We start from the raw sequence: 25,757 nt of genomic DNA, 5'->3' as shown, positions 1-25,757 counted from the left end.
CGAGCTGACCGAAGCTTGCCGCTCTGCTCAAGTATCCACGTTTCCGGAACCCCGCATGCCTCAGTCCCGCCGCTATCTGCTCATCGGCCTTGGCCTCGCACTGGTCATCTTCGTCGGCTGGTTGTCCCTGCGCAGCACTGCACCGGTGGTGCCCGACGCGATCAAACATGGCTATAGCGAAGCATTGGCGGCCGCCCGTGCCGGCCAGCCGGGCGCGGCACGCCAGCTGTATCAGCAATTGGGGCGCCCGGACCTGTCGGTCAAACGCCGCCTCTGGCTGCATGCCGAACTGCCCAATTACCCGAGCCCGCAAGCGTTGAAACTGGCAGACGCAGACCTGCAGAATGAAGCACCCGAAGTGCGTTTGGCAGCGATCAGAAGTCTGATTGGACTGGTGCCGGGCGGGCAACGCAGCCTGTTGCTCGGGCCATTGCTCGATGATGAGGACCAAAGCGTGCGTTTTGCCGCGATCAACGCCCTGCTCGGCTTGTCACCGGATGAGCTCGGCTTGTACTTTGCGCCGTTGCAACAGGCCATCGACGGTTGGGAGCAAGCATTGAAGGAACAGTCGCCGAGCGCCGCCACTTATCTGCAACTGGCGCGCCTCCATATACATAACGCCGAACTCAAGCAGGCGCAGGAAGCACTGGACAATACCTTGCGTGTCGAGCCTGGCAATTTGCCGGCGCTGGTCATGCAGATTGATGTACTCGACCGTCAGGGCCAGAGCGATGCCGCCCGACAGTTACTTGCGCAACAACTCAAGGCCCAGCCTGACTCGGCGTATCTGCAACATGCCCTGGGGCTTTGGCTGCTGCACCACAACCAGCGTGAATACGCCTTGCTCGGTTTGTCCAAAGCAGTCGAACTCGAGCCCGACAACAAGGACTATCGTTACGACCTCGCCACCACCCTGCACAGCGCGCAGGAGCTGGAAGCGGCGCAGAAGCAACTGCAGGAAATCGTCCAGCGCCACCCGGCCGACCGCAAGGCGCGGGTATTACTGATCAATTACTGGAAGGAAAGCGGACAGCTGCAAAATGTTCAGGTTCTGCTGGCGCAACTCGAACAACTGAACCCGGATGACCCGGCGTTACAGCAAGGACTCTGACCGACAAGCAACTGTTCTCTCGGCACATTCCGAAAGAAAGTGCGGAACTGCCATCATGGCAGCGGGTCAAGTAATTCAGGCCGCACGTTTTTTTGTCAGCGACCTCGATTCCCGTAGTCATGAGAGGGCATTTTTTGTCTACATCCAACGAGTTTATCAGTGCAAAAGCTGCCACCGGCATCAATGGTCTGGACGATATCCTGGCCGGTGGATTGTCTCGCGGGCATGTTTTTTTGCTTGAGGGTGAACCCGGTACAGGCAAAACCACTGCCGCTTTGCACTTCCTGAGGGCGGGCTCCGTTGCCGGCGAACGCACCCTGTACATCACGCTGTCGGAAACCGAGCGTGAATTGCGCCAAGGCGCCGCATCGCACGGCTGGGAGCTGGACGAAAATATCGAGATCTTCGAGCTGACGCCGCCGGAAAGCCTGCTCAATGCCGAGCACCAGCAAAGCTTGCTCTACTCTTCCGATCTGGAGTTGGGCGAGGCGACCAAGCAGATTTTCGAGGCCGTCGAGCGTGTCAAGCCAACCCGCGTAGTGCTCGACAGCCTCTCGGAGATTCGCTTGCTGGCACAAAGTTCTTTGCGCTATCGCCGACAGATTCTGGCGATCAAGCATTATTTCGTGCGCTACAACGCCACGGTTCTGCTGCTTGACGACCTCACCACCGAATCACTCGACAAGACCGTGCACAGCGTCGCTCACGGGGTCATCCGCCTCGAAGAGCTGACGCCCAACTACGGCGCCGAGCGACGGCGCGTGCGAGTGGTGAAGTACCGAGGCCAGAAGTATCGCGGCGGCTTCCATGATTTCACCATCATGGGCGACGGCTTGCATGTGTTCCCGCGATTGGTGGCGGCAGAACATCGCGGCGACTACCCACGCCTGCAATTGACCAGCGGCATCAAGGAATTGGATGCTCTGCTCGGTGGCGGCATCGAAACCGGCTCAAGCACACTGATTCTCGGTCCCGCCGGTACCGGTAAATCACTTATCTCGATGGTGTTTGCCGCTGCCGCCGTACAACGCGGCGAAAAAGCTGCACTGTTTATTTTCGATGAAGAACTGGGCTTGCTGTTCGAGCGCATGAAGAACATCGGCATTGATCTCAAGGCCCTGCAAGACACCGGTAATCTGCTGATCGATCAGGTCGATGCGGCCGAGTTGTCGCCAGGCGAGTTTTCCCATCGGGTGCGACGTTGCGTCGATGAGGGCCAGATCAAAACCGTGGTCATCGACAGTATCAATGGTTATCAGGCAGCGATGCCGGAAGAAAACGCCTTGGTGCTGCACATGCACGAGTTGCTGCTGTACCTTAACCGCAAAGGTGCTGCGACATTCATGACCGTCGCCCAGCATGGCCTGGTCGGCGACATGCAGGCACCGGTCGACATCACATATCTGGCCGACACGGTGATTCTGTTGCGTTATTTCGAAGCACTGGGCAAGGTTCGCCGGGCCATTTCCATCATCAAGAAACGCACCGGCAGCCATGAATCGACGATTCGTGAATACCGCATTTCGGCGCAAGGCATGACCATCGGCGAACCACTTGAGGCCTTTCAGGGTGTGTTGCGCGGTGTACCGACCTACCTCGGCGCAAGCAACCCGCTGCTTCAGGAAGAAACCTTGTGACGGTGTCGGTGCCGCTGGCCGAACGGGCGCTGATTCTGGCCCCCGTGGGTCGCGACAGTCAGATTGCCCTGATGATCCTCAACGAGGCAGGTTATGGCGGCCTGGTCACGCCCGGGCTGGGCACGCTCTGTACCGAACTGGAACTCGGCGCAGGCTTGCTGTTGATCGCTGCCGAAGCCTTGCGCGGTCCGGAACTCGAAGCGCTGTTCCTGCATCTGGAGCTGCAGCCGGCGTGGTCGGATCTGCCGATCGTGCTGCTCACTCATCACGGCGGACAAGAGCAAGGCCCCTCCTCGAAACTGAGCAATCTGCTCGGCAACGTCACCTTTCTTGAACGCCCGTTTCATCCAGCGACACTGATCAGCTTGGTGTCCGCCGCCCTGCGTGGCCGACGACGACAATACGAAGCCCGCGACCGACTGATCGATTTGAGTGAAAGCGAGCGACGTCTGCAATCGACGCTGGAAACCCTTGAACACCAAGTCGAAGAACGCACCGCGCAATTGCGGCATAACGAAGAAGCATTGCGTCAGTCGCAGAAAATGGAAGCGGTCGGCCAGCTCACGGGGGGCATCGCACACGACTTCAACAACATGCTCACCGGGATTATCGGCAGCCTGGAGTTGTTGCGCCGGCGTTTGGCGCGCGGGCGTACGGACGATCTCGACAGCCTGATCGACCTCGGCGTGACCTCAGCCAACCGCGCCGCCAGCCTGACCCATCGACTACTGGCGTTTTCCCGTCGGCAGTCACTCGACTCCAAAGCGGTGCAAATGAATACCCTGGTGCTGTCGATGGGGGAACTGCTGCAGCGCAGTCTCAACGAAAGCATTCATCTGGACATGCGCCTGCACGACAAATTGTGGGTCGCCGAAGCGGATCCCAATCAACTGGAAAGCGCCCTGCTCAACCTGGTGATCAACGCCCGCGACGCGATGCCCGAGGGTGGAAAACTGGTGGTGGAAACCAGCAATCAGGTGCTGGATAGCGAATTCACCGAGGCCTGCAGCAACCTTGAACCGGGCGATTACGTGATGCTCAGCGTCACCGACAACGGCAGCGGTATGCCGCAAAGTGTGATAAACCGCGCATTCGATCCCTTTTTCACCACCAAACCGATTGGTCAGGGCACCGGGCTGGGCCTGTCGATGATCTACGGTTTCAGCAAGCAGTCGCGCGGGCATGTGTCCATCGACAGCGAAATCGATCAAGGCACCACAGTCAAACTCTACTTGCCGCGCTTTCGCGGCGAAGAAGACGAGCAACCGGTTACCGACAGCGGGCAGACTCCTCATGCAATGGATGGCGAAACCGTATTGATTGTCGAAGACGATCCGGCCGTGCGCGTACTGGTCAGCGGCGTGCTCAGTGAGTTGGGCTATGCGTTTGTCGAAGCCAGTGATGCCGACGGCGCTGTGCCGATCCTCAACTCGGCGCAACGGATCGACCTGCTGATCAGCGACGTTGGTCTGCCGGGCATGAACGGCCGGCAACTGGCCGAAGTAGGTCGGCAGTACCGGCCTGGCCTGAAGGTGTTATTCATCACCGGCTACGCCGAGCATGCGGCAGTACGCGGCGGTTTTCTCGACCCGGGAATGCAGATGATCACCAAGCCCTTCACCTTCGATCTGCTGACCGCGAAGGTCCGCGAAATGATCAAAAGCTGATAATGCTGAAACTGTAGGAGCTGCCGCAGGCTGCGATCTTTTGATCTTGTTTTTAACGATCAACATCAAAAGATCGCAGCCTGCGGCAGCTCCTACACAGATATCAGGCCAGCAGTTCCTGGATTTTTTCCTGCAGTACATCCAGATCGAAGGGCTTTTCGAGGATCGGCGCCTTGCGCGTGATCGGGCTGCCGGTCTCGCGGATTTCCTGCGGATAACCGCTGATGAAAATCACCTTGAGGTCAGGTCGCAACTTGACCGCCGGTTCGGCGATCTGCACGCCAGAGATGCCGCCGGGCAAACGGAAGTCGGTGATCAACACATCCAGATGCGGCTTGCTTGCAAGGATTTCGAAAGCCTGCTCGCCGCTGTCCGCCTGCAACACACGATAGCCCTGCCCTGACAAATAATCGGTCAGGACCATCAAGATAACCGGTTCGTCCTCGACGACGAGTACTACATCTTGCGCATCTACGCTCATGGGAAGCCTTTGTTCGGTCAATAGCTGCTGATACGACCGTGCGGTCACTCAGAGGTTGCGTCGGATTTGCCGTTTTCCTGGATCGGCAGACAAACGCGAAACAGGGCGCCTTCGTTGATTTCACTCTCGACGACGATGGAGCCGCCATGGGCGGCGACGATCTGCTCGGAAATGAACAGACCCAGCCCGAGCCCGGCCACTACCGTCTTGGCGGAAACCCGTTCGAACTGTTGGAAAATACGCTTCTGATTCTCTTGGCTGATGCCGATGCCACGGTCCTGCACCTCGACCCGCGCCTCATCGCCTTCGCGGTAAACCCGTACCTGGATCGGGCTCCGACCGCCGTAGCGCAGAGCGTTGGTCAACAGGTTGGTCACCACCTGCTCGATGCGGAACTCGTCCCAATGGCCTTCCACCGCTGCTGGCGCGGTGAACGACACGTCGGTTTCCGCAGCTTCGATCTGTGCCGCGAAGTTTTGCAGCAGGTTGCTGACCAATTGCACCAGATCGAAACGGCTCGGCCGGATCGACAGTTTGCCAGTGCGAATGCGCGACACATCGAGCATGTCTTCGATCAGGCGAATCAGGCTTTTGATCTGCCGCTCATCACGGTCGACCATGGCGTGCATCTTGTCGAGGGTGAATGCCGCTGCGTTGTCCCGAGCCAGGTGCATCTTGCGCAACTGGGTTTCGAGAATCAGACCGTTGAGCGGCGTACGCACTTCATGGGCAACGATCGACATGAAGTCATCGCGCATACGCACCGCCTGCTCCAGTTCCAACTGGGTGCTTTGCAGTTGTTGCAACAACGCTTCCTGCTCGCGGCGGGCCTGCTCCAGCGCTTCGACCTGCTGCTTCATCGCCTTGCTCTGGCGGTACAGGTCGACGAAAACGTTGACCTTGCTCTTCACCGCATGGATATCCAGCGGTTTGTGCAGAAAGTCCACCGCCCCACTTTCGTAGCCCTTGAACGCGTAGTTCAGTTCACGACCGGCGGCGCTGACGAAAATGATCGGGATGTTCTTGGTTTTCTCGGTGCCGCGCATCAACTCGGCGAGTTCGAAGCCGTTCATGCCCGGCATCTGCACGTCGAGGATGGCCATGGCGAACTCGTGCTGCAGCAGCAACGACAGCGCTTCATCCGCCGACAAGGCTTTGTAGACGGTACGGTCTTCACGCTTGATCAGCGCTTCGAGTGCCAGCAGGTTCTCCGGCAGATCGTCGACGATCAGCAGTTTGGCTTGGATATTACTCAGCATGCGATTCGTTCCAGCTCGACAAGCAGACGGCCGATGCCGTGAATGGGTAGGACATGATCCGGCTGCTGAACCTTCAATGCAGCCAAGGGCATGGTGGCGACTTGCGCCTCTTCGGGATCCTGGACGATGGTCAAGCCACCGCAGCGCTTGACCTCGGCCAGCCCGCGCGCGCCATCGTGATTGGCGCCGGTCAGCAGGACAGCGGCCAGTGATGCACCGTAAGCGTCGGCGGCCGATTCAAACAGGTAGTCAATCGAAGGCCGGGAATAATGCACGCGGTCCTCAAGACTCAGCGAAAGGCTGCGATCCTGCTCCACCGAGAGGTGATAACCCGGCGTGGCGAAATACACATTGCCGGCAACGATGTCCTGCTTGTCGGCAGCTTCGTGCACCGGCAGCTCCACGCGCCGGGCAAAGACCTCGGCCAATTGGCTGCGGCGCTCTTCAGGCAGATGCAGAACCACGATGATCGGCAATGCATAGCCTCGGCGCAGCGGCACGAGCAGACTCAACAGCGCCTCAACGCCACCGGCGGAAGCACCGACCACAATCGCCTCGACGCGAGGTAAATCCACGGCCTCGTTCATGTTTTGCGGTAGATCCGTTCTTGTTTCACCAGCGCTTCGAACTGGTTTGCGTAGCTGGAAAAATCCAGCGTCTCTTTGCTGCCCAGCACCAGAAAGCCGCGATGGCAAAGCGATTCATGGAACAGCCCGAACGCGCGATCCTGTAGCTTCTTGTTGAAGTAAATCAGCACGTTGCGGCAGGAAATCAATTGGGTTTCGGAGAACACGCTGTCCGTCGCCAGACTGTGATCGGCGAAGGTCACGTTTTCGCACAGGCTCTTGTCGAAAATCGCGTAACCGTACGCTGCCGTGTAGTAGTCGGCAAACGAGCGCTGACCACCGGCCTGCTGATAGTTGGCCGTATACGCGCGAACATTCTCCATCGAGAAGATCCCCTGCTTGGCCTTGTCCAGCGAGCGCGGATTGATGTCCGTGGCATAGATGATCGTGCGATCGAGCAGGCCTTCTTCGCGCAGCAGAATCGCCATCGAATAGACCTCCTCGCCCGTGCTGCACCCGGCGATCCAGATCTTGATCGACGGATAGGTGCGCAGCAACGGCACCACTTCCCTGCGGATCGCGAGGAAGTGCGACGGGTCGCGAAACATCTCGCTGACCGGAATCGTCAGCAATTGCAGCAACTGCATGAACGCTGTCGGATCGTGCAGAACCTTTTCCTGCAGGGCCGAAATGGTCGCACATTCGAACTGGCCGAGTGCGTGCTGCACCCGGCGCTTGATCGAAGCACCGGAATAATCGCGAAAATCGTAGCTGTACTTGAGGTAAATCGCCTCGATCAACAAGCGCAGCTCGATTTCACTGTTTCGTTCAGCTGGCGTACTGCGTTCCACTAAATGCGTTCCATCTTCGGTAACCACACGCGAATCAGCGAGAACAGGCGATCCAGATCGATGGGCTTGGCCAGGTAATCGTTGGCGCCCGCTTGCAGGCAGCGCTCCTGATCATCCTTCATGGCCTTGGCCGTCACCGCGATGATTGGCAGCTTGCGCCAGCGCGGATCCTTGCGGATTTCAACGGTGGCTTCGAAGCCATCCATTTCCGGCATCATCACGTCCATCAACACCAGATCGATGTCCTCGACTTCGTTAAGTCTCTCAATCGCCTCACGACCGTTCCGGCCGATCACCACGACTGCGCCTTTGGTCTCCAGCGCGCTGGTGAGGGCGAAAATGTTGCGCACATCGTCGTCCACCAACAGCACTTTGCGACCCTCGAAGACCTTGTCGCGGCTGCGCGCGGTCTTGAGCATCTTCTGCCGTTCATGGGACAACTGCGATTCGACTTTGTGCAAAAAGAGTGTGACCTCATCCAGCAAACGCTCTGGCGAGCGCGCGCCCTTGATGATGATCGAGCGCGAATACTTGCGCAGATCGGCCTCTTCGTCGCGGGTCAGGTTGCGTCCGGTGTAAACGATGACCGGCGGGAACGAGCAGATGTCCTCGGTGGACATGCGCTTGAGCAGATCATTACCAAGCATGTCAGGCAGCTTGAGGTCGATGATCATGCAGTCGTAGATCGTCGTGCGCAGTTTTTCCAGAGCCTCCTGGGCGAGGCCGACGGCGGTAATTTCGATGTCTTCGTCGCCGATCAGGCGCGCGATGCTTTCGCGCTGCAAGTCGTCGTCTTCCACCAGCAACACGCGTTTGACCTTCTGGGTCAGTTTGGCTTCAAGACGAGCGAACACGTCTTTGAGCTCCTCGCGAGTCGTAGGTTTGACCGCGTAACCGATTGCCCCCATGTGCATGGCCGCTTCGACCCGATCTTCAACCGAAATGACGTGCACCGGAATGTGGCGGGTTTCGGCATGCTCTTTGAGCCGTTGCAACACGGTGAGGCCGGAATGGTCCGGCAGGCGCATGTCGAGCAGGATCGCGTCCGGAACGAATTCACGGGCGAGATCGTACCCTTCGTCTGCGCCATGGGCGACCAGGCATTGATAGCCGAGTTCGTGCGCCAGATCGTAGAGGATGTGCGCAAAGTTCGGCTCATCTTCCACCACGAGGATGCAACGCGTGGCGAACGGTGCCTTGTCGCGATCATCGGCGAAACGCGGGATGTGCACCGGCGCCAGTGGAGAAACCATCGCCGCAGGTACAACGGCCGCAGCCTGTGGCGGCGGAGTAAACGTCAACGGCGCAGTCGAGACCTCGCCGGACTCGTTGTACTGCTGAGGCATCAGCAACGTGAACACACTGCCCTGCCCCGGTGTGCTGGTGACGCTGATCGTGCCACCCAGCAGCGTCGCCAGATCACGCGAAATCGACAGGCCCAGGCCGGTACCGCCGTATTTGCGATTGGTCGTGCCATCGGCCTGACGGAACGCTTCGAAGATGCTTTCCTGTTGATCGGCGGCGATACCAATCCCGGAGTCGCGCACGACGAAAGCCACGCAGTCATTCGGTTGGCCACTGATGGTCAGGCTGACAGTACCTTGCTCAGTGAACTTCACAGCGTTGGACAACAGGTTTTTGATCACCTGCTCAAGGCGCTGGCGGTCAGTGAACAGTGTTGCCGGTGTTCCCGGCAGCAAATCGACACTGAAGGTCAGGCGCTTGTCTGCCGCCATCGGTTCGAACACGCCGCGCAAACCTTCGGCCAGACGCGCGACGCTGGTGTTCTCCGCGATCACTTCAAGCTTGCCTGCCTCGACCTTGGAGATATCCAGAATATCGTTGATCAGATTGAGCAGATCGTTACCGGCGGAGTAGATCGACTCGGCAAACTTGACCTGTTCGGCGCTGAGATTGTCTTGCGGGTTTTCCGCCAGCAGCTTGGCCAGAATCAACGAACTGTTCAGCGGCGTGCGCAGTTCGTGGGACATATTGGCGAGGAATTCGGATTTGTACTTGCTCGAACGCTGCAACTCTTCGGCGCGCTCTTCAAGTTGCACCTGAACCTGATTGAGTTCGGTGTTCTTCAGGTCCATGGCATCGCGCTGTTCGGCCAGGGTTTGCGCCTGCTCCGCGAGTTGTTCGTTGGTCTGTTCCAGCTCGACTTGCTGGGTTTCCAGATGCGCCTGGGACTCCTTGAGAATCCGCGACTGTTCTTCCAGTTCTTCGTTGGCGGTTTTCAGTTCTTCCTGCTGCACCTGCAACTCTTCGTTGAGCTGCTGGGTTTCGGCAAGCACCTCTTGCAAACGCTGGCGGTAACGGGCGGCTTCGATCGACGTACCGATATTACCGGCAATCAGTTCCAGCAACTCGATATCGCGATCGGTGAGCGGGCGCAGGAAACCCAGTTCGATCACACCGTTGACCCGGTCGTCATCGCTGGTTGGAACGACCAGCACACTGTGCGGCAGACCTTCGCCGAGGCCGGAGCTGACTTTGAAGTAATCGGCCGGGACCGAATCGAGGCGAATCAGACGCGCCTGCTGCGCGACCTGACCAACGATACCTTCGCCGCTGTAAATCGACTGATCCTGTTCTTCCTGCTCGCGGGAGAACCCGTAAGTGGCCACACGTTTCAGGCCACCGTGTTCTTCGCGGACGTATAACGCCGCCACAGCGGTACCGAGGTACTGCGCGCAGAATTGCAGAATGTTGCGCCCCAACAAATTCAGCGTCAGTTGCCCCAGCACTTGTTCGGCCAGTTGCGTCTGACCGTTGCGCAGCCACGCCTGCTGCTCCAGGCGATAGGCGCTGGCATCCTGTGCGGCGAGCGTCGCGCCGTAGCTTTGCGACAGGTTGACCAGATCACGCCGCCCGATATAGGCGAGCAAGCCACTGATACCGGCAATGAACAGCAGGTACAGGCTGATGCTCCAGATCGTCGTGCGGCGCACTTCCTCGTTACGCGTAGTACGCAGGACTTGCTCGGTTTCGATGACATCTTCGAACTGTTTGCGGATTTCATCCGTCAGGCGCTTGCCCCGCCCGGCCTTCACGGCGGCCTTGTAATCCCCGCTGGAGCGCTGCAGGTCGATCATCGACTGCGCATAGTTCGCCCACTCGGTCTGCAAGGCCTTGAGACGGCGCAGACGATCGGTTTGCACGGGGTTGTCGGCGGTCAGCTCAAGCAAGGTATTGAGTGCGACGGTAATGCGCGGCTTGGCGGTCTCGTACGGATCGAGAAAGTGCTCGTCACCGCTGAGCAGAAAGCCGCGCATGCCGGTTTCCAGGTCGACCGTGAGTTTCACTGCTTCATTGGCGTTATTGATCACCCGGTCGGTGTGCTCGACCCACTGGATCACCGACAGCAAATAGGTAATCAGCGACACAAAGAACACAGCACTGAGTATGCCTACGCCGAGGGGCAGACTGATGTTGCGACTCAGGAGTTTACGAAACCGCTGTTCATCAACTGAGGACGAAGAGGACATGGGGCAGCCTTGTCGATCGGGTGAAAAGCAGGGAGTTTGCCCCAAAATGGCAGCATGGATCCATTTTTCCTACAGATTTAGCAGGATTTTCCCACTTTCCCCTGCACGGCGGTATGTGCCAACAGTTATCCTTGCCCGCCTCAACTGCAGCTAAGCTTTTTTGTGTCAGTTCGGGAACTTGTGGCCATGCGCTACTTACTCATGCAAGAGCCCGGCACATTCGACCGGCCGAAACCCAGCGTTAATTTCTTGAGAGCCTTCAATATGTCCACCCCGCCGTTCACCATCCTTGTCGTAGAAGACGACGACATCGTGCGCATGCTCATCGTCGATGTGCTTGAGGAGCTGGAGTTCAAGGTGCTGGAGGCTGATGGTAGCGAGCAGGCATTGGAATGGTTGCGCAATCAGGGAGAAAAAATCCACCTGATGATGACCGATGTCGGCCTGCCCGGCATGGATGGCCGTGAACTGGCCACCAAGGCGCGAACGCTGCACCCAGCCCTGCCCATCCTGTTCGCCAGCGGCTATGCCGAAACCATTGATGTACCTGCGGACATGCACGTCATTGGCAAACCGTTTTCCATCGATCAACTGCGCGACAAGGTGAACGGCATTTTGCCTCACTGATCTTTGCCAAAACATCCGCTTCGCGGCAGCAACTGCTCCAGGTCATTACCCATTGAGCGAGTCCGGATCGACTGATCGATCTTCGGCTTGTGGTCTAATTGCGCGCCCGTTTTGCCCTGCCCGTTTTCAAGGAACATCTGCTCATGAACACATCCCCCGCCACCAAAGTCCTGGTCATCGGCTACGTCTGGCCCGAACCACGCTCTTCGGCAGCCAGTGGGCATGTCATGCAAATTCTCGAAACGTTCCTTGAGCAAGGCTGGGAAATCACCTTCAGCAGCCCGGCAGGCCCCGGTGAACACAAGGCTGACCTGAGTGCTTTGGGCATTCGTGAAGTACCGATCGAACTCAACAACAGCAGCTTCGATGCTTTCCTCAGCCAATTAGCGCCAGACATCGTGCTGTTCGATCAATTCATGATGGAAGAACAGTTCGGCTGGCGGGTCGAGAAACACTGCCCGCAAGCCCTGCGCGTGCTGGAAACCTCCGACCTGCAAAGCCTGCGACACGCAAGGCAGCAGCGCCTCAAGGAGCGCTTGAGGGAAGATCCCGACAATCAGGATTTCACCTCGTTGTTCGTACCGGCGTTGCGCGAAGAGTTCGAGTTGATGGCCGACAGCGACCTGGCCAAGCGGGAAATCGCCGCGCTGTATCGTTGCGACCTCAACCTGATGATTTCGCAAGTCGAGATCCAATTGCTGGTCGAGGAATTTGGCCTGCCGGTCGCGCTGCTGCACTGGTGTCCACTGATGATCGACTTGCCGACAGCCGAACCGCGCACTTTCGCCGAGCGCGCGCACTTCCTCAGCATCGGCAATTTCCGTCACGCGCCCAATTGGGATGCGGTGCTCTGGATGAAAACCACGATCTGGCCGTTGATCCGCGCGCAACTGCCGCAAGCGCAGTTGCACATCTATGGCGCCTACACCCCGCCCAAGGCCACGGCCCTGCACAATGCGGCGCAAGGTTTCCACGTGATGAACTGGGCCGAAGATGCCTTGCAAGTCATGTCAGCTGCGCGGGTGTGCCTGGCGCCACTGCGGTTTGGTGCCGGCATCAAGGGCAAGATTGTCGATGCCATGCTGTGCGCAACACCGTCCGTGACCACACCGATCGGTGCGGAAGCCATGCACGGCAGCATGCCGTGGCCCGGCGCAATCACCTGCACCGCAGAGGATTTCGCCAACCATGCCGTGCAACTTTACCGCGACGAACAGCGCTGGGAAGCAGCCCGCCTGGCAGGTCAGTCGATGTTGAACGAGCGTTATCGGAAGTCGGTACATGGCCCGTTACTCATCGACAAGTTGAAGGACTGTTTGCGAAACATGGCGCAGTCAAGAAAGTCAAACTTCACCGGCAGCATGTTGCGCCACCACCATCACAAAAGCACTCAATACATGGCGCAATGGATTGAAGCTAAAAACCGCCATCAAGCAGATAACAACTGACAGCAAGACACTTAACAATACATATATCCAGCATCAACTAATTCATTGATCAAAGCCCTCGAATTAAATTAAAAACAAGTGACTTGCCCCGACAGCGAGCAAGTCACTTGATTAATTATTACTACAGGGACGCCATCATGAACAGCGCAACAACCAGCAACTACGCACTCACTAACTGGATGAGTGCCAATACCGCCATTGATGTTTTACCGCTCTATAAGTTGAGCCTGCCTGGCACTCACAACGCCGGTTGCGACTGGAAGGCCTCATACGCCCTGATCCCGGGCGCACACTGGGTGGCTTGCCAGCACAAGTCCTTTTATGACCAACTGCTCAATGGCGCCAGAGCCCTGGATTTACGGCTCACTTACCAGAACAGCGGCATGGAACTTAACAAATTTCGTTTCCAGCATAACGGCTTTCTGTCTTCACGCTCGCTTGTTCACCTGATAACCGACATAGAGCGCTTTCTCTCAGAGTATCCCGACGAATTCATTGTCCTCGACTTTCATGAAATGAAAGATGGCGACCGGCCCTTTGACTTTGCATGGTTCAACCACATGCTCATTAAACTGCTGGGTAACAGGATCATCCCTGCCAGCAATAGCGGCCTGAATCTGCAACAACTGAAAAGCATAAGCCGCACGCAGCGAATCCTGATTCATGCGCCACAGCATCATGAACTTGACCATAAATACTTTAACCCGAAGCTCCACCATCAATGGATCGGAACGCAAACTCCGAGTGCCAGCGACCTGCAAAAATTCATCGCCACAACAATGTCCTCTCCGCCTTTTCGATACGCACCATGGTCGCTGTCAGCGACCAGTTATGCGGCGCTGGGTGGCCCGGTCGACATTCATACCGAACTGGATCGCTGGTTTGACCCCGCCAATAGTGACTGGCTCCAGAACTGCAATGTCGTCAACGTCGATTTCTTCGAAGAAACCCGACTGGTTGCGTTCTGCATCAGCACGAATCTGAGTAAAGCGCGACGCGGGTAACTGATACTGTCGAGTGCCATTCATTGGCTATTTTTTAGCGGATATTTCCGCGACTGGTAATGTTCTTCGGTGTTTGTATGCTGTATTCGAGCTTTCCCGACAATCGGTGAAACTGGACGATGTCACCCTCGGCATCGGATATTTCAACAATCGCCCAAGGATGGGGCGATGTATGACGACAAGGAGTTGTCACGATGAGCAGCGCCACCGCAACACTCGACAAGCAGACCTGGATGAGCCAAGTACTGGATATCGATCAGCTCAAGCTGACCGATATCGTCTGGCCCGGCACCCACAACAGCGGCATGGATAAAAAAGCGCCCAACTACGAGGTCGTGCTCGGTCACTGGACGACGTGCCAGAACGATTCATTCGCCTGGCAACTGGACAACGGCGCCCGCGCATTCGATATTCGCCTCGGGTGCACTGCCGGGCCGCAGCGCCCGCTGTATTACTTTCACCACAACGGTTTTCAGTCACACCGCGTGCTCGATGAGTTGGTCGAGGCGGTTGCGGCTTTCCTCGATCGTAATCCCGACGAATTCATTGTTCTGGACTTTCATCAACTGGGTGATGGCAACAAGCCTTTTGATCGGCAGCGCCTGAGTGACTTTATGCTCAATCGCCTCGGTTCACGACTGATTCCCCATATGGATTCAATTACTACGATAGGTGAACTCAAACGCAGCAGTAGCAAGCGCCGCATCGTCATGGCAGCGCCCTACTCACCCGAGCAGGACAGAAACTATTTCTGGCCGCAGATCCCGCACAAGTGGAACAAGAAAGTTTTTACCGACACGACGGCACTCGGCCTTCATATCGAAAAGTCTCTGGAGGGTACGCCCCATGAAACATTCATCTGGTCACTGCCAGCCACCTGCTACTCGTTACTAGGCGGGCCGAGCGACATCAAGAAACAACTCAATGACTGGTTTCACTCAAGCCGCGGCTGGGTCACCCGTTGCAGCATCATCAGCACCGACTTTTTCGATGAATCCGAGATTGTCCGCAACTGCTGGGTCGCCAACAGCATGAAAGCAGTTTACGGACGCACGTTGTATCAATCGGGCTGAAAGGGGCATGATCGCCAGGCGATAACAATAAAAGCGTCCTGACATGAGCCGAACAGCCCGCGTAACCGACCCCTCTTACGAGTTGATGGATGACCATAACGGGTTGTCCATCATCTACCGCCAGCACGGCTTCCCATGCCCGCTGGTGCGCTGGCATTTCCATAAGGAATACGAGTTGCATCTGATCGTGGCGAGCTCGGGCAAAGTGTTCATCGGCGACTACATAGGCAACTTCTACCCGGAAACGCTGTTTCTTACCGGCCCCAATCTGCCGCACAACTGGATCAGCCAGGTCGCCGAAGATGAAGTCGTCGAGAAACGCGACATGCTGGTCAATTTCACCGACGAGTTGTTCGAAAGTGGCCATCAGGTGTTTGCCGAGCTGAAATCCCTGGCGCCATTGCTCGAGCGTGCGCAATACGGTATCGAGTTTCGCTGCAAACGCACCATTCGCCAGGCGATGACGCTGATGCAGCGTATTGCCGACTCCACAGGCATCACCCGGCTGGGGCATTTTTTCATCCTGATGGAGCTGCTCGCAGCCAGCGATGACTTTCAGCTTTTGTCCGGCGCAACCACTGCGCAACTCGCCGACGAGCACAACATCGACCGGACCAACCGCGCGGTCGATTACATATTCAGCCATTACGCCCGCGATATAGCACTGGAGGAAGTCGCTGAGCATCTCGCAATGACGCCGACTTATTTCAGCCGCGTATTCAAGCAGGCGACGGGGCGCAACTTCATCGAGTTCGTCAATCGCCTGCGTATCAGTAAATCCTGCGAGCTGCTGGCCGATGGCGACAAACCGGTGACCGAGGTGTGTTTCGAATCGGGCTTCAACAACATTTCCAATTTCAACCGGCGCTTCCTGCAGCTCAAAGGCATGACGCCATCGCATTACCGTCGGCTCGCAGTGCAGCGCCTGACCGAACAGAACCACACCTGACAACCCGGTCCCCTGTAGGAGTGAGCCTGCTCGCGATAGCGGAGTGTCAGCCAACATATCTGCAAACTCTCACACCGCTATCGCGAGCAGGCTCACTCCTACAGAGGGCTGCGTCGGCATCAGAAACCTGTACGCATTCGATAACGTCTGACCGCTGAAAACCCCTTCCCTGCGTTTACACTGCCAAACACCAGTGCAAAAAAGTATCGATAAAAGTGCTAGGGATGATTTGTCAGCCCTGCGATTGAAGGCTGTAATCAGTGCACATTCTTCCTGTCGTCGGAAGACACAAAAACAATAACTGTCCTTCTGCTACCCACCGGGCGCAGAAAAGGAGTGCACGATGCAACCCACTGCAAAAGCTCTGCTTGCCCTCACCTGCATGACCCTCAGCAGCGTCAGCCTTGGCGCCCAGACTCTGACCATCGCCACCGTCAACAACAGCGACATGATCCGCATGCAAAAGCTCTCGAAAACTTTCGAGACCGAGCATCCGGACATCAAACTCAATTGGGTGGTACTGGAAGAAAACGTTCTGCGCCAACGCCTGACCACCGACATCGCCACCCAGGGCGGGCAGTTCGACGTGTTGACCATCGGCATGTACGAAGCGGCACTGTGGGGCGCCAAAGGCTGGCTCGAACCAATGAAGGATCTGCCGGCCAGTTATGCCCTCGACGATGTGTTCCCATCGGTGCGCGAAGGCCTTTCGGTCAAGGGCTCGCTGTATGCCCTGCCGTTCTACGCGGAAAGCTCGATCACCTATTACCGCACCGACCTGTTCAAGGATGCGGGCCTGACCATGCCCGAGCGTCCGACCTGGGAACAGATTGCCGGTTTCGCCGAAAAGCTTACGAAAAAGGATAAAGAACAGTACGGCATCTGCCTGCGCGGCAAGGCCGGCTGGGGCGAAAACATGGCGCTGATCACCACGGTCGCCAACGCCTACGGCGCGCGCTGGTTCGATGAAAAATGGCAGCCGGAATTCAATGGCCCCGAGTGGAAGAACGCACTGAACTTCTACGTCGACACCATGAAGAAATCCGGCCCGCCGGGTGCTTCGAGCAACGGTTTCAACGAAAACCTTGCCTTGTTCAACAGCGGCAAATGCGCGATGTGGGTCGATGCCAGCGTCGCCGGTTCGTTCGTCACCGACAAGACCCAGAGCAAGGTTGCTGATCACGTCGGCTTCACCTTCGCTCCGCATCAGGTCACCGACAAAGGTTCGGCATGGCTGTACTCGTGGGCGCTGGCGATTCCGACCAGCTCCAAAGCCAAGGATGCCGCCAAAGAGTTCAGCGCCTGGGCGACCTCCAAAGAGTACGGCGAGCTGGTGGCGAAGACTGACGGTATCGCCAACGTACCACCGGGCACCCGCGCCTCAACCTACAGCGACGCCTACATGAGCGCAGCACCGTTCGCCAAGGTCACGCTGGAATCGCTGAAGGCTGCCGATCCGGGCAAACCGACGCTCAAACCGGTGCCGTACATTGGCATTCAACTGGTGACCATTCCTGAATTCCAGGCCGTGGGCACCCAGGTCGGCAAGCTGTTTTCGGCAGCGCTGATCGGCCAGACCACGGTGGATCAAGCCCTCGCCGCCGCTCAGCAATCCACTGAACGCGAGATGAAGCGCGCCGGGTATCCCAAGTAACCCGCAAAGCTCGCTCCTGCCTTTTGTAGGAGTGAGCCTGCTCGCGATGGCGGTTTTCAATCTGAAACAGACGGTGACTGACACACCGCCATCGCGAGCTGGCTCACTCCTACATTAGATCTCCATAGGTCTGTATGACTCGGTTGTGATCACCATGAATACTTCAACTGCCAAAGCCCACCTCGACCTGTCGCAACCTGCGCGCAAGGTCCGCGTACGCAACCCCGGCTGGTTTCTGGTCAGCCCTTCGGTGGCCCTGTTGCTGCTGTGGATGATCGTGCCGCTGGGCATGACCATCTACTTTTCGCTGATCCGCTACAACCTGCTGTATCCCGGGGAAAACGAATTCGTCGGGCTGGAAAACTTCAGCTACTTTCTGACCGACTCGGGCTTCATGCCAGGTGCCACCAATACACTGCTGCTGGTCGGTAGCGTACTGCTGATCAGCGTGGTCCTCGGCGTGTTGATCAGTGCATTGCTTGAAGCCAGCGAATTTCTCGGGCGCGGCATCGTGCGGGTCATGCTGATCTCGCCGTTCTTCATCATGCCCACGGTCGGTGCGCTGATCTGGAAGAACCTGATTTTCCATCCGGTCTCCGGGATCCTCGCCTACATCTGGAAGTTGTTCGGCGCGCAACCGGTGGACTGGCTCGCCCACTACCCGCTGCTGTCGATCATCATCATTGTCTCGTGGCAGTGGCTGCCCTTCGCGATCCTGATTCTGATGACAGCGATGCAGTCCCTCGACCAGGAACAGAAAGAAGCTGCACGCCTCGACGGTGCGGGTCCGATCGCGATCTTCTGGCACCTCACTCTGCCGCATCTGGCGCGACCAATTGCCGTGGTGGTGATGATTGAAACGATCTTCCTGCTGTCGGTGTTCGCCGAGATTTTCACCACCACCAACGGCGGCCCCGGCTACGCCTCGACCAACCTCGCCTACCTGATCTACAACCAGGCGCTGGTGCAGTTCGACGTCGGCATGGCCTCGGCGGGCGGTCTGATTGCCGTGGTCATCGCCAACATCGCCGCGATCATTCTGGTGCGGATGATCGGCAAAAACCTGACTGACAAAGCCTGAGGCCTGCCATGACTCTCCAACAATCCCGCCGGCTGCAAAGCCTGCTGCTCGGCACCCTGGCCTGGGCCATCGCGATCGTGATTTTCTTCCCGATCTTCTGGATGGTGATGACCAGTTTCAAAACCGAAATCGACGCGTTCGCCACGCCGCCGCAGTTCATCTTCACGCCGACGCTGGAGAACTACCTGCACATCAATGAGCGCAGCGATTACTTCAGTTTTGCCTGGAACTCGGTGGTGATCTCCTTCAGTGCCACCGCCCTATGCCTGCTGATCGCGGTGCCCGCCGCTTACTCGATGGCGTTCTACGAAACCCAGCGTACCAAAGGCACGCTGCTGTGGATGCTCTCGACCAAAATGCTGCCACCGGTGGGCGTGCTGATGCCGATCTACCTGCTGGCCAAAAGTTTCGGCCTGCTCGACACGCGCATCGCACTGATCGTGATCTACACGCTGATCAACCTGCCGATCGTGGTCTGGATGGTTTACACCTACTTCAAGGACATCCCCAAAGACATCCTCGAAGCCGCCCGCCTCGACGGCGCGACGTTGTGGCAGGAAATGGTCCGCGTGCTGTTGCCGATCGCCAAGGGTGGCCTCGCCTCGACTGTGCTGCTGTCGCTGATCCTGTGCTGGAACGAGGCGTTCTGGTCGCTGAACCTGACCTCGTCGAAAGCCGCGCCACTGACCGCTCTGATCGCCTCCTACTCAAGTCCCGAGGGATTGTTCTGGGCCAAGTTGTCGGCGGTTTCGACCCTGGCGTGTGCGCCGATTCTGATCTTCGGCTGGATCAGCCAGAAACAACTGGTGCGCGGCCTGTCGTTCGGCGCCGTGAAATGAAGATTGAAAAGCAAAAGATCGCAGCCTTCGGCAGCTCCTACATAAAGCATGCCGTCCCCCTGTAGGAGCTGCCGCAGGCTGCGATCTTTTGATCTTAAAAAAACAACATTGCGGAGGCCCATCCTCATGGCCAACCTGAAAATCAAGAATCTGCAAAAAGGCTTCGAAGGCTTCTCCATCATCAAAGGCATTGACCTTGAGGTGAATGACAAGGAGTTCGTGGTCTTCGTCGGCCCGTCCGGTTGTGGCAAGTCCACCCTGCTGCGGCTGATCGCCGGCCTCGAAGAAGTCAGCGGCGGCACCATCGAACTCGATGGCCGCGACATCACCGAAGTCAGCCCGGCCAAGCGCGATCTGGCGATGGTGTTCCAGACCTACGCGCTGTATCCGCACATGACCGTGAAAAAGAACATGTCGTTCGCCCTCGATCTGGCCGGCGTACCGAAAGCCGAAGTCGAGAAGAAAGTCGGAGAGGCCGCGCGCATTCTTGAACTCGGCCCGATGCTTGAGCGCAAGCCAAAGCAGCTCTCCGGTGGGCAGCGTCAGCGCGTCGCGATTGGCCGCGCCATTGTGCGCAATCCGAAAATCTTCCTGTTCGACGAACCGCTGTCCAACCTCGACGCTGCGCTTCGCGTGCAGATGCGTCTGGAACTGCTGCGCCTGCATAAAGACCTGCAGGCGACGATGATCTACGTGACCCACGATCAGGTTGAGGCGATGACCATGGCCGACAAAGTCGTGGTGCTCAATGGCGGCAAGATCGAGCAAGTCGGCTCGCCACTGGACCTGTATCACAACCCCGCGAACCTGTTCGTCGCCGGTTTTCTCGGCACACCGAAAATGGGCTTCCTCAAGGGCAAGATCGCCCGCCTCGACGCCCAGAGCTGTGAGGTTTCGCTGGACGCCGGAACGCGCATCACCTTGCCGTTCAACACCGTCAACCTCAGCGTCGGCAGCGCCGTGACCCTGGGCATCCGCCCGGAACACCTGGAACTGGCGCAAGCCGGCGACTGCACGTTGCAAGTCACCGCCGACGTCAGCGAGCGCCTCGGCAGCGACACTTTCTGCCACGTCGCCACGAATGCCGGCGAAGCCCTGACCATGCGCGTGCGCGGTGATCTGGCAAGCCGCTACGGCGAACAACTGAGCCTGCACCTCGACCCGACGCACTGCCATTTATTCGATGCCGAAGGTGTCGCGCTGACCCGTCCGCTGCGCGCTGCGGCCTGATTTCGAGAACTCCCGATGAAACTCAACCAACAGAACCTCCATCGTCTGGCCGCCGAAGTGCAACTGCCGGCCTACAGCCTCAGCGACACCCGTCAGGGCATCGCCCACATCGGCGTCGGCGGTTTCCACCGCGCGCATCAGGCGTATTACACCGATGCCCTGATGAACACCGGTGAAGCACTGGACTGGGCGATTTGCGGCGTCGGCCTGCGCGCCGAAGACTGCCGCGCCCGCGACGATCTCAAGGAACAGGATTACCTGTTTACCCTGTTCGAACTCGGCGACAGCGACGACACCGAAGTCCGCGTGATCGGCGCGATTCGCGACATGCTGCTGGCCGAGGACGGCGCTCAGGCGTTGATCGACAAACTCGCCGACCCACAGATCCGCATCGTCTCGCTGACCATCACCGAAGGCGGTTATTGCATCGACGACAGCAACGGCGAGTTCATGGCGCACCTGGCGCAAATTCAACATGATCTGGCCAATCCGCAGGCACCGAAAACCGTGTTCGGCTTTTTGTGTGCAGCCCTGGAAAAACGCCGGGCAGCGGGCATCCCGGCATTTACCGTGATGTCTTGCGATAACCTGCCGCACAACGGCGCCGTGACGCGCAAGGCGCTGCTGGCGTTTGCCACTTTGCGCGATAGCAATCTATGCAGCTGGATCGACGCCAACGTCAGTTTCCCCAACGCCATGGTCGATCGCATCACGCCGATGACCAGCACTGCCCATCGCCTGCAACTGGCCGACAAACACGGGGTCGACGATGCCTGGCCGGTGGTCTGCGAACCATTTGTGCAGTGGGTGCTGGAGGACAAATTCGTCAACGGTCGGCCGGCCTGGGAAAAGGTCGGCGTGCAGTTCACCGACGATGTTTCGCCGTACGAAGAGATGAAAATCAAACTGCTCAACGGCAGCCATCTGGCGCTGACCTATCTGGGCTTTTTGAAAGGCTATCGGTTTGTTCACGAGACCATGAACGACCCGCTGTTCGTGCGTTACATGCGCGCCTATATGGATCTGGACGTGACCCCGCAACTGGCGCCGGTGCCCGGCATTGATCTGACGGATTACAAAAACACGCTGGTGGCGCGTTTCTCCAATCAGGCGATTGCCGATCAACTGGAGCGGGTGTGCTCGGACGGCTCCTCGAAGTTTCCCAAGTTCACCATCCCGACGATCAATCGCTTGATTGCTGATGGGCAGGAGACTAAACGTGCGGCGTTGGTGGTGGCGGCGTGGGCGTTGTATTTGAAGGGGGTGGATGAGAATGGCGACACCTATTCGATTCCTGATCCGCGCGCGGCGTTTTGTCAGGCGTTGGTGGCGGACGATGCTTTAATGACTCAGCGGTTGTTGGCGGTCGAAGAGATTTTTGGCACGGCGATACCGCGTTCGGCGGAGTTTGTGGCGGCGTTTGAGTGGTGCTGCAACAGTTTGCGCGAGGACGGTGTGACGCGGACGCTGGAAAAGATTCTCGCAGCCTGATCGTTCCCACGTTCTGCGTGGGAATGCAGCCCGGGACGCTCCGCGTCCCATCCAACAGCAGACGCAGAGCGTCCAATGAGGCATTCCCACGCAGAGCGTGGGAACGAGCGGTCCTGGAGTGCTAATGACAAAACAACAACTGTTCCTAGGCATCGACTGCGGCACCCAAGGCACCAAAGCCATCATCCTCGACGCCGCCAGCGGCCAGGTGCTAGGTCAAGGCGCCGCCGCACACACGATGATCAGCGGCGCGAATGGCCGCCGCGAGCAAGACACCCAGCAATGGCTGGACGCCTTCACCCTAGCCACCCGCCAGGCGTTGCTGGCGGCAAATGTCGACGGCCAGTCGATCCTCGGCATCGGCGTCTCCGGCCAGCAACACGGTCTGGTCCTGCTCGATGATCAAGGTGAAGTCCTGCGCCCGGCCAAGCTCTGGTGCGATACCGAAACCAGCGCCGAAAACGACCGTTTGCTGGTTCACCTGGGCGGAGAAAAAGGCTCGCTGGAACGCCTCGGCGTGGTCATCGCCCCGGGCTACACCGTGTCGAAACTGCTCTGGACCAAAGAACAGCATCCCGTGGTGTTCTCACGCATCGCGCGCATTCTACTGCCCCACGACTACCTCAACTTCTGGCTCACCGGCCGCGCCTGCAGCGAATACGGCGACGCCTCCGGCACTGGCTATTTCAATGTGCGCACCCGCCAATGGGACTTGCAACTGCTGCGCGACATCGACGCCAGCGGGCGCCTGCAAGCGGCATTGCCGGAGCTGATTGACGCGCATCAAGCCGTCGGCGCGATCCTCCCGGCGATTGCCGCACACCTTGGTATCAACCCCAACGCGCTGGTATCGAGTGGTGGCGGCGACAACATGATGGGCGCCATCGGCACCGGCAATATTCAGCCCGGCGCGATCACCATGAGCCTGGGCTCTTCCGGCACGGTGTACGCCTATTCCGACGCACCGAAAGTCAGCCCGGACGCTTCGGTTGCGACCTTCTGCTCGTCCAGCGGCGGCTGGTTGCCGCTGATCTGCACGATGAACCTGACCAACGCCACCGGCGCGATTCGCGAGTTGTTCGACCTTGATCTGCAGCAGTTCAACGAACTCGTCGCCCAGGCACCCATCGGCTCCGACGGCGTGAGCATGCTGCCGTTTCTCAACGGCGAACGCGTACCTGCGCTGCCCCACGCCACCGGCAGTCTGCACGGCTTGACGCTGGACAACCTGACCCAGGCCAATATGTGCCGCGCCGCCGTCGAGGGCACAACCTTTGGTCTACGTTACGGACTGGATTTGCTCCGCCACAATGGTTTACAAAGCCGCAGCATTTGCCTGATCGGTGGCGGTTCGAAAAGTGCGGTATGGCGACAGATCGTCGCCGACATCACGAATACTCCGGTGATCTGCACCGAACAAAGCGAAGCCGCCGCCCTCGGCGCGGCGATTCAGGCGGCGTGGTGCAAATCCTGGTCCAATGGCCACGAAGACAGCCTCGCCGAGCTGTGCCAACGCTGCGTGAAACTCGATCCAAGCAGCGAAACCCTGCCGATTGCCGCCAACGTTGCGGCGTTTCAGCAGGCCTATGAACGCTATCAACAGCATGTCGCGACCCTATAAAGAGCAAACAATTATGTATTTGGTGTGTGGCGAAGCCCTGTTTGATTTTTTCAGTGAAGACGACGCCAGCGGTCTGGCGTCGAAAGTGAATTTCAAGGCGATTGCCGGCGGCTCGCCGTTCAACGTCGCCGTCGGTTTGCGCCGTCTGGGCGTGGACTCGGCCCTGTTTGGCGGACTGTCCACCGACTACCTCGGCCGCCGCTTGCAGCAAGTGCTGCAGGACGAAGGTGTGTGCCCGGACTATCTGGTGGACTTCGCCGCGCCGACTACGCTGGCAATGGTCGCGGTCGGTGCCAATGGCTCGCCGCACTACAGCTTTCGTGGCGAAGGCTGTGCCGATCGGCAACTGAGTCTTGCGCATCTGCCAGTGCTGGGTCCTGAGGTGCGCGGCTTGCACATCGGCTCGTTCTCGCTGGTGGTGCAGCCGATCGGCGACACCTTGCTGACATTGGTACAGCGCGAAAGCGGCAAACGCCTGATCACTCTCGACCCGAACGTACGCCTCAATCCCGAGCCAAACATCGACCTGTGGCGCGAACGCATCGCGACGCTGGTGCCACTGGCCGATCTGATCAAGGTCAGCGACGAAGACCTGAGCCTGCTCTACCCCGAACAGGACCCGCAACGGGTGATCGAAGGCTGGCTCGAACAGCGCTGCCAGATCGTCTTCCTCACCCGTGGCGGCGACGGCGCCAGCGTGTTCAGCCGCCACCACTGCAACTGGTCTGTGCCGGCGGTGTCGGTGAAAATCGCCGACACCGTTGGCGCTGGCGATACTTTCCAGGCCGCGCTGATTACCTGGCTGACCGAGCATGGGCTGGATTCGGTCGAAGGCGTGCAACAACTCGCCCGCGAGCAGATCGACGCCATGCTCAAGTTCGCCGTGCAAGCCGCTGCGCTGACCTGTAGCAAGACTGGTCCGGATCTGCCCTATCGTCACCAATTGAGCTAGGCCGTAGACTGTCGGCCTTTTTGCGCACGACGGGATAACGGCTTTTGAAATACGGGCAGACGCTGGGACTACTGACACTGGCAACGCTACTGACCGGGTGCGGCACCTCGCCGCCCCGCTCGCCAGAAGATATCTGCGAGATTTTCCGCGAGAAAAGCGACTGGTACGACGCGGCGCAAGTCACGCAAAAACGCTGGGGCGTGCCGATTCAGGTGCCCTTCGCGATCATGTATCAGGAATCCGGCTACCGCTACGACGCCAAGACTCCGCGCAAATACTTGCTCTGGGTGATCCCGTGGGGCCGTGTGTCCACCGCATCGGGCTATGCGCAAGCCAAGGATGAAGTCTGGGCCGACTATCAGAAAAGCACCGGTCGCAGCGGCGCCGATCGCGAAGACTTCGACGACGCCATCGACTTTGTCGGTTGGTACATGGACAAGACCTATTCGATCAACGGCGTCTACAAGTACGACGCCTATAACCAGTACCTCAACTACCACGAAGGCTGGGGCGGCTTCCGCAACAAGACTTACGCCAGCAAAGCGTGGCTGATGCCGACGGCGCGCAAAGTGCAGAACCGCTCGGATGTGTATGCGCGGCAATATGCCGGGTGCAAAGAGGATTTGAATCGCGGATTCTGGAGCCGGTTCTGGCATTGGTTATAGCAGCAATTTCAAGGGCCTCATCGCGAGCAGGCTCACTCCTACAGGGGATCTTCAGCGGAC

The 25,757-nt window shown here is 58.4% G+C and carries 21 protein-coding genes; 16 read left to right on the top strand and 5 right to left on the bottom strand.

Going from position 1 to position 25,757, the window contains the following annotated elements; translation table 11 throughout:
- Positions 1-55 precede the first annotated feature (55 nt).
- The 3 genes from ACIPIZ_RS00215 (at position 56) to ACIPIZ_RS00205 (ending at position 4,415) form a co-directional block, all read left to right on the top strand.
- Positions 56-1,111, top strand: a complete 1,056-nt coding sequence (locus tag ACIPIZ_RS00215; RefSeq protein WP_401163211.1) for a tetratricopeptide repeat protein — start codon at positions 56-58, stop codon at positions 1,109-1,111.
- Between the two features lie 134 nt (positions 1,112-1,245).
- Positions 1,246-2,748 carry an ATPase domain-containing protein gene (locus tag ACIPIZ_RS00210; protein ID WP_401163209.1) on the top strand — a complete coding sequence of 501 codons (1,503 nt, stop codon included), beginning with the start codon at positions 1,246-1,248 and terminating at the stop codon, positions 2,746-2,748.
- Entirely contained in the window at positions 2,745-4,415 is a 1,671-nt protein-coding gene (locus tag ACIPIZ_RS00205) for an ATP-binding protein (RefSeq protein ID WP_105706217.1), read from the top strand. Before ACIPIZ_RS00210 ends, ACIPIZ_RS00205 begins: the two co-directional genes overlap by 4 nt.
- Before the next feature lie 103 nt (positions 4,416-4,518).
- On the opposite strand, the gene ACIPIZ_RS00200 is transcribed toward ACIPIZ_RS00205, so the two are convergent.
- From ACIPIZ_RS00200 to ACIPIZ_RS00180, 5 genes are read right to left on the bottom strand one after another with little or no spacing between them, the layout of a single operon-like run.
- Positions 4,519-4,896, bottom strand: a complete 378-nt coding sequence (locus ACIPIZ_RS00200; protein WP_064389868.1) for a response regulator — start codon at positions 4,894-4,896, stop codon at positions 4,519-4,521.
- 44 nt (positions 4,897-4,940) lie between these two features.
- Positions 4,941-6,155 (bottom strand): hybrid sensor histidine kinase/response regulator, encoded by a 1,215-nt coding sequence (locus tag ACIPIZ_RS00195; protein ID WP_122660533.1) that lies wholly within the window; start codon positions 6,153-6,155, stop codon positions 4,941-4,943.
- Complete coding sequence (locus ACIPIZ_RS00190) at positions 6,149-6,742, bottom strand: chemotaxis protein CheB (RefSeq protein ID WP_064389866.1); 594 nt, start codon at positions 6,740-6,742, stop codon at positions 6,149-6,151. The genes ACIPIZ_RS00195 and ACIPIZ_RS00190 overlap by 7 nt, the downstream gene beginning before the upstream one ends.
- Positions 6,739-7,572 carry a protein-glutamate O-methyltransferase CheR gene (locus tag ACIPIZ_RS00185; RefSeq protein WP_064389865.1) on the bottom strand — a complete coding sequence of 278 codons (834 nt, stop codon included), beginning with the start codon at positions 7,570-7,572 and terminating at the stop codon, positions 6,739-6,741. The genes ACIPIZ_RS00190 and ACIPIZ_RS00185 overlap by 4 nt, the downstream gene beginning before the upstream one ends.
- On the bottom strand, positions 7,572-11,063 hold the full coding sequence (locus ACIPIZ_RS00180) for a response regulator (RefSeq protein WP_105706210.1): 3,492 nt from the start codon (positions 11,061-11,063) through the stop codon (positions 7,572-7,574). The genes ACIPIZ_RS00185 and ACIPIZ_RS00180 overlap by 1 nt, the downstream gene beginning before the upstream one ends.
- A gap of 264 nt (positions 11,064-11,327) precedes the next feature.
- Between ACIPIZ_RS00180 and ACIPIZ_RS00175 the strand changes: the two genes are divergently transcribed.
- The 13 genes from ACIPIZ_RS00175 (at position 11,328) to ACIPIZ_RS00115 (ending at position 25,697) form a co-directional block, all read left to right on the top strand.
- Positions 11,328-11,690, top strand: coding sequence for a response regulator (locus ACIPIZ_RS00175; protein ID WP_064389863.1), 363 nt, complete (start codon positions 11,328-11,330; stop codon positions 11,688-11,690).
- Positions 11,691-11,833: 143 nt separating this feature from the next.
- The gene (locus ACIPIZ_RS00170) at positions 11,834-13,138 is read left to right on the top strand and encodes a glycosyltransferase (RefSeq protein ID WP_401163204.1); all 1,305 of its coding nucleotides are present in this window, start codon (positions 11,834-11,836) and stop codon (positions 13,136-13,138) included.
- Positions 13,139-13,275: 137 nt separating this feature from the next.
- Positions 13,276-14,142 carry a phospholipase gene (locus ACIPIZ_RS00165; RefSeq protein WP_253484044.1) on the top strand — a complete coding sequence of 289 codons (867 nt, stop codon included), beginning with the start codon at positions 13,276-13,278 and terminating at the stop codon, positions 14,140-14,142.
- A gap of 194 nt (positions 14,143-14,336) precedes the next feature.
- On the top strand, positions 14,337-15,215 hold the full coding sequence (locus tag ACIPIZ_RS00160; protein WP_401163202.1) for a phospholipase: 879 nt from the start codon (positions 14,337-14,339) through the stop codon (positions 15,213-15,215).
- Positions 15,216-15,258: 43 nt separating this feature from the next.
- Positions 15,259-16,164 carry an AraC family transcriptional regulator gene (locus ACIPIZ_RS00155; RefSeq protein ID WP_064389859.1) on the top strand — a complete coding sequence of 302 codons (906 nt, stop codon included), beginning with the start codon at positions 15,259-15,261 and terminating at the stop codon, positions 16,162-16,164.
- Between the two features lie 343 nt (positions 16,165-16,507).
- Positions 16,508-17,818: a sugar ABC transporter substrate-binding protein gene (locus ACIPIZ_RS00150; RefSeq protein ID WP_064389858.1), complete on the top strand. Its 1,311-nt coding sequence runs from the start codon at positions 16,508-16,510 to the stop codon at positions 17,816-17,818.
- A 154-nt stretch (positions 17,819-17,972) separates the two neighbouring features.
- Positions 17,973-18,899, top strand: coding sequence for a carbohydrate ABC transporter permease (locus ACIPIZ_RS00145; protein ID WP_105706829.1), 927 nt, complete (start codon positions 17,973-17,975; stop codon positions 18,897-18,899).
- 8 nt (positions 18,900-18,907) lie between these two features.
- On the top strand, positions 18,908-19,738 hold the full coding sequence (locus ACIPIZ_RS00140) for a carbohydrate ABC transporter permease (protein ID WP_034154211.1): 831 nt from the start codon (positions 18,908-18,910) through the stop codon (positions 19,736-19,738).
- Between the two features lie 126 nt (positions 19,739-19,864).
- Positions 19,865-20,968: an ABC transporter ATP-binding protein gene (locus ACIPIZ_RS00135; RefSeq protein ID WP_064389857.1), complete on the top strand. Its 1,104-nt coding sequence runs from the start codon at positions 19,865-19,867 to the stop codon at positions 20,966-20,968.
- A 15-nt stretch (positions 20,969-20,983) separates the two neighbouring features.
- Entirely contained in the window at positions 20,984-22,459 is a 1,476-nt protein-coding gene (locus tag ACIPIZ_RS00130; protein WP_150648772.1) for a mannitol dehydrogenase family protein, read from the top strand.
- Between the two features lie 124 nt (positions 22,460-22,583).
- On the top strand, positions 22,584-24,080 hold the full coding sequence (gene xylB, locus ACIPIZ_RS00125; protein ID WP_401163198.1) for a xylulokinase: 1,497 nt from the start codon (positions 22,584-22,586) through the stop codon (positions 24,078-24,080).
- Positions 24,081-24,093: 13 nt separating this feature from the next.
- Positions 24,094-25,032 carry a carbohydrate kinase gene (locus tag ACIPIZ_RS00120; protein ID WP_401163196.1) on the top strand — a complete coding sequence of 313 codons (939 nt, stop codon included), beginning with the start codon at positions 24,094-24,096 and terminating at the stop codon, positions 25,030-25,032.
- A gap of 44 nt (positions 25,033-25,076) precedes the next feature.
- Positions 25,077-25,697 carry a hypothetical protein gene (locus tag ACIPIZ_RS00115; protein ID WP_064389853.1) on the top strand — a complete coding sequence of 207 codons (621 nt, stop codon included), beginning with the start codon at positions 25,077-25,079 and terminating at the stop codon, positions 25,695-25,697.
- The last annotated feature ends 60 nt before the right edge of the window (positions 25,698-25,757 follow it).

The sequence above is a fragment of the Pseudomonas sp. NPDC087690 genome, from assembly GCF_044743175.1.
Taxonomy (GTDB): Bacteria; Pseudomonadota; Gammaproteobacteria; order Pseudomonadales; family Pseudomonadaceae; genus Aquipseudomonas.
This window is presented reverse-complemented; position numbering and strand designations above follow the sequence as displayed.

Bases quoted from the DNA above. Each gene is read 5' to 3' on its own strand.
- ACIPIZ_RS00215 (WP_401163211.1), top strand. From the start codon at position 56: ATGCCTCAGTCCCGCCGCTATCTGCTCATCGGCCTTGGCCTCGCACTG.
- ACIPIZ_RS00200 (WP_064389868.1), bottom strand. From the start codon at position 4,896: ATGAGCGTAGATGCGCAAGATGTAGTACTCGTCGTCGAGGACGAACCG.
- ACIPIZ_RS00195 (WP_122660533.1), bottom strand. From the start codon at position 6,155: ATGCTGAGTAATATCCAAGCCAAACTGCTGATCGTCGACGATCTGCCG.
- ACIPIZ_RS00190 (WP_064389866.1), bottom strand. From the start codon at position 6,742: ATGAACGAGGCCGTGGATTTACCTCGCGTCGAGGCGATTGTGGTCGGT.
- ACIPIZ_RS00180 (WP_105706210.1), bottom strand. From the start codon at position 11,063: ATGTCCTCTTCGTCCTCAGTTGATGAACAGCGGTTTCGTAAACTCCTG.
- ACIPIZ_RS00175 (WP_064389863.1), top strand. From the start codon at position 11,328: ATGTCCACCCCGCCGTTCACCATCCTTGTCGTAGAAGACGACGACATC.
- ACIPIZ_RS00170 (WP_401163204.1), top strand. From the start codon at position 11,834: ATGAACACATCCCCCGCCACCAAAGTCCTGGTCATCGGCTACGTCTGG.
- ACIPIZ_RS00165 (WP_253484044.1), top strand. From the start codon at position 13,276: ATGAACAGCGCAACAACCAGCAACTACGCACTCACTAACTGGATGAGT.
- ACIPIZ_RS00160 (WP_401163202.1), top strand. From the start codon at position 14,337: ATGAGCAGCGCCACCGCAACACTCGACAAGCAGACCTGGATGAGCCAA.
- ACIPIZ_RS00155 (WP_064389859.1), top strand. From the start codon at position 15,259: ATGAGCCGAACAGCCCGCGTAACCGACCCCTCTTACGAGTTGATGGAT.
- ACIPIZ_RS00150 (WP_064389858.1), top strand. From the start codon at position 16,508: ATGCAACCCACTGCAAAAGCTCTGCTTGCCCTCACCTGCATGACCCTC.
- ACIPIZ_RS00145 (WP_105706829.1), top strand. From the start codon at position 17,973: ATGAATACTTCAACTGCCAAAGCCCACCTCGACCTGTCGCAACCTGCG.
- ACIPIZ_RS00140 (WP_034154211.1), top strand. From the start codon at position 18,908: ATGACTCTCCAACAATCCCGCCGGCTGCAAAGCCTGCTGCTCGGCACC.
- ACIPIZ_RS00135 (WP_064389857.1), top strand. From the start codon at position 19,865: ATGGCCAACCTGAAAATCAAGAATCTGCAAAAAGGCTTCGAAGGCTTC.
- ACIPIZ_RS00130 (WP_150648772.1), top strand. From the start codon at position 20,984: ATGAAACTCAACCAACAGAACCTCCATCGTCTGGCCGCCGAAGTGCAA.
- xylB (WP_401163198.1), top strand. From the start codon at position 22,584: ATGACAAAACAACAACTGTTCCTAGGCATCGACTGCGGCACCCAAGGC.
- ACIPIZ_RS00120 (WP_401163196.1), top strand. From the start codon at position 24,094: ATGTATTTGGTGTGTGGCGAAGCCCTGTTTGATTTTTTCAGTGAAGAC.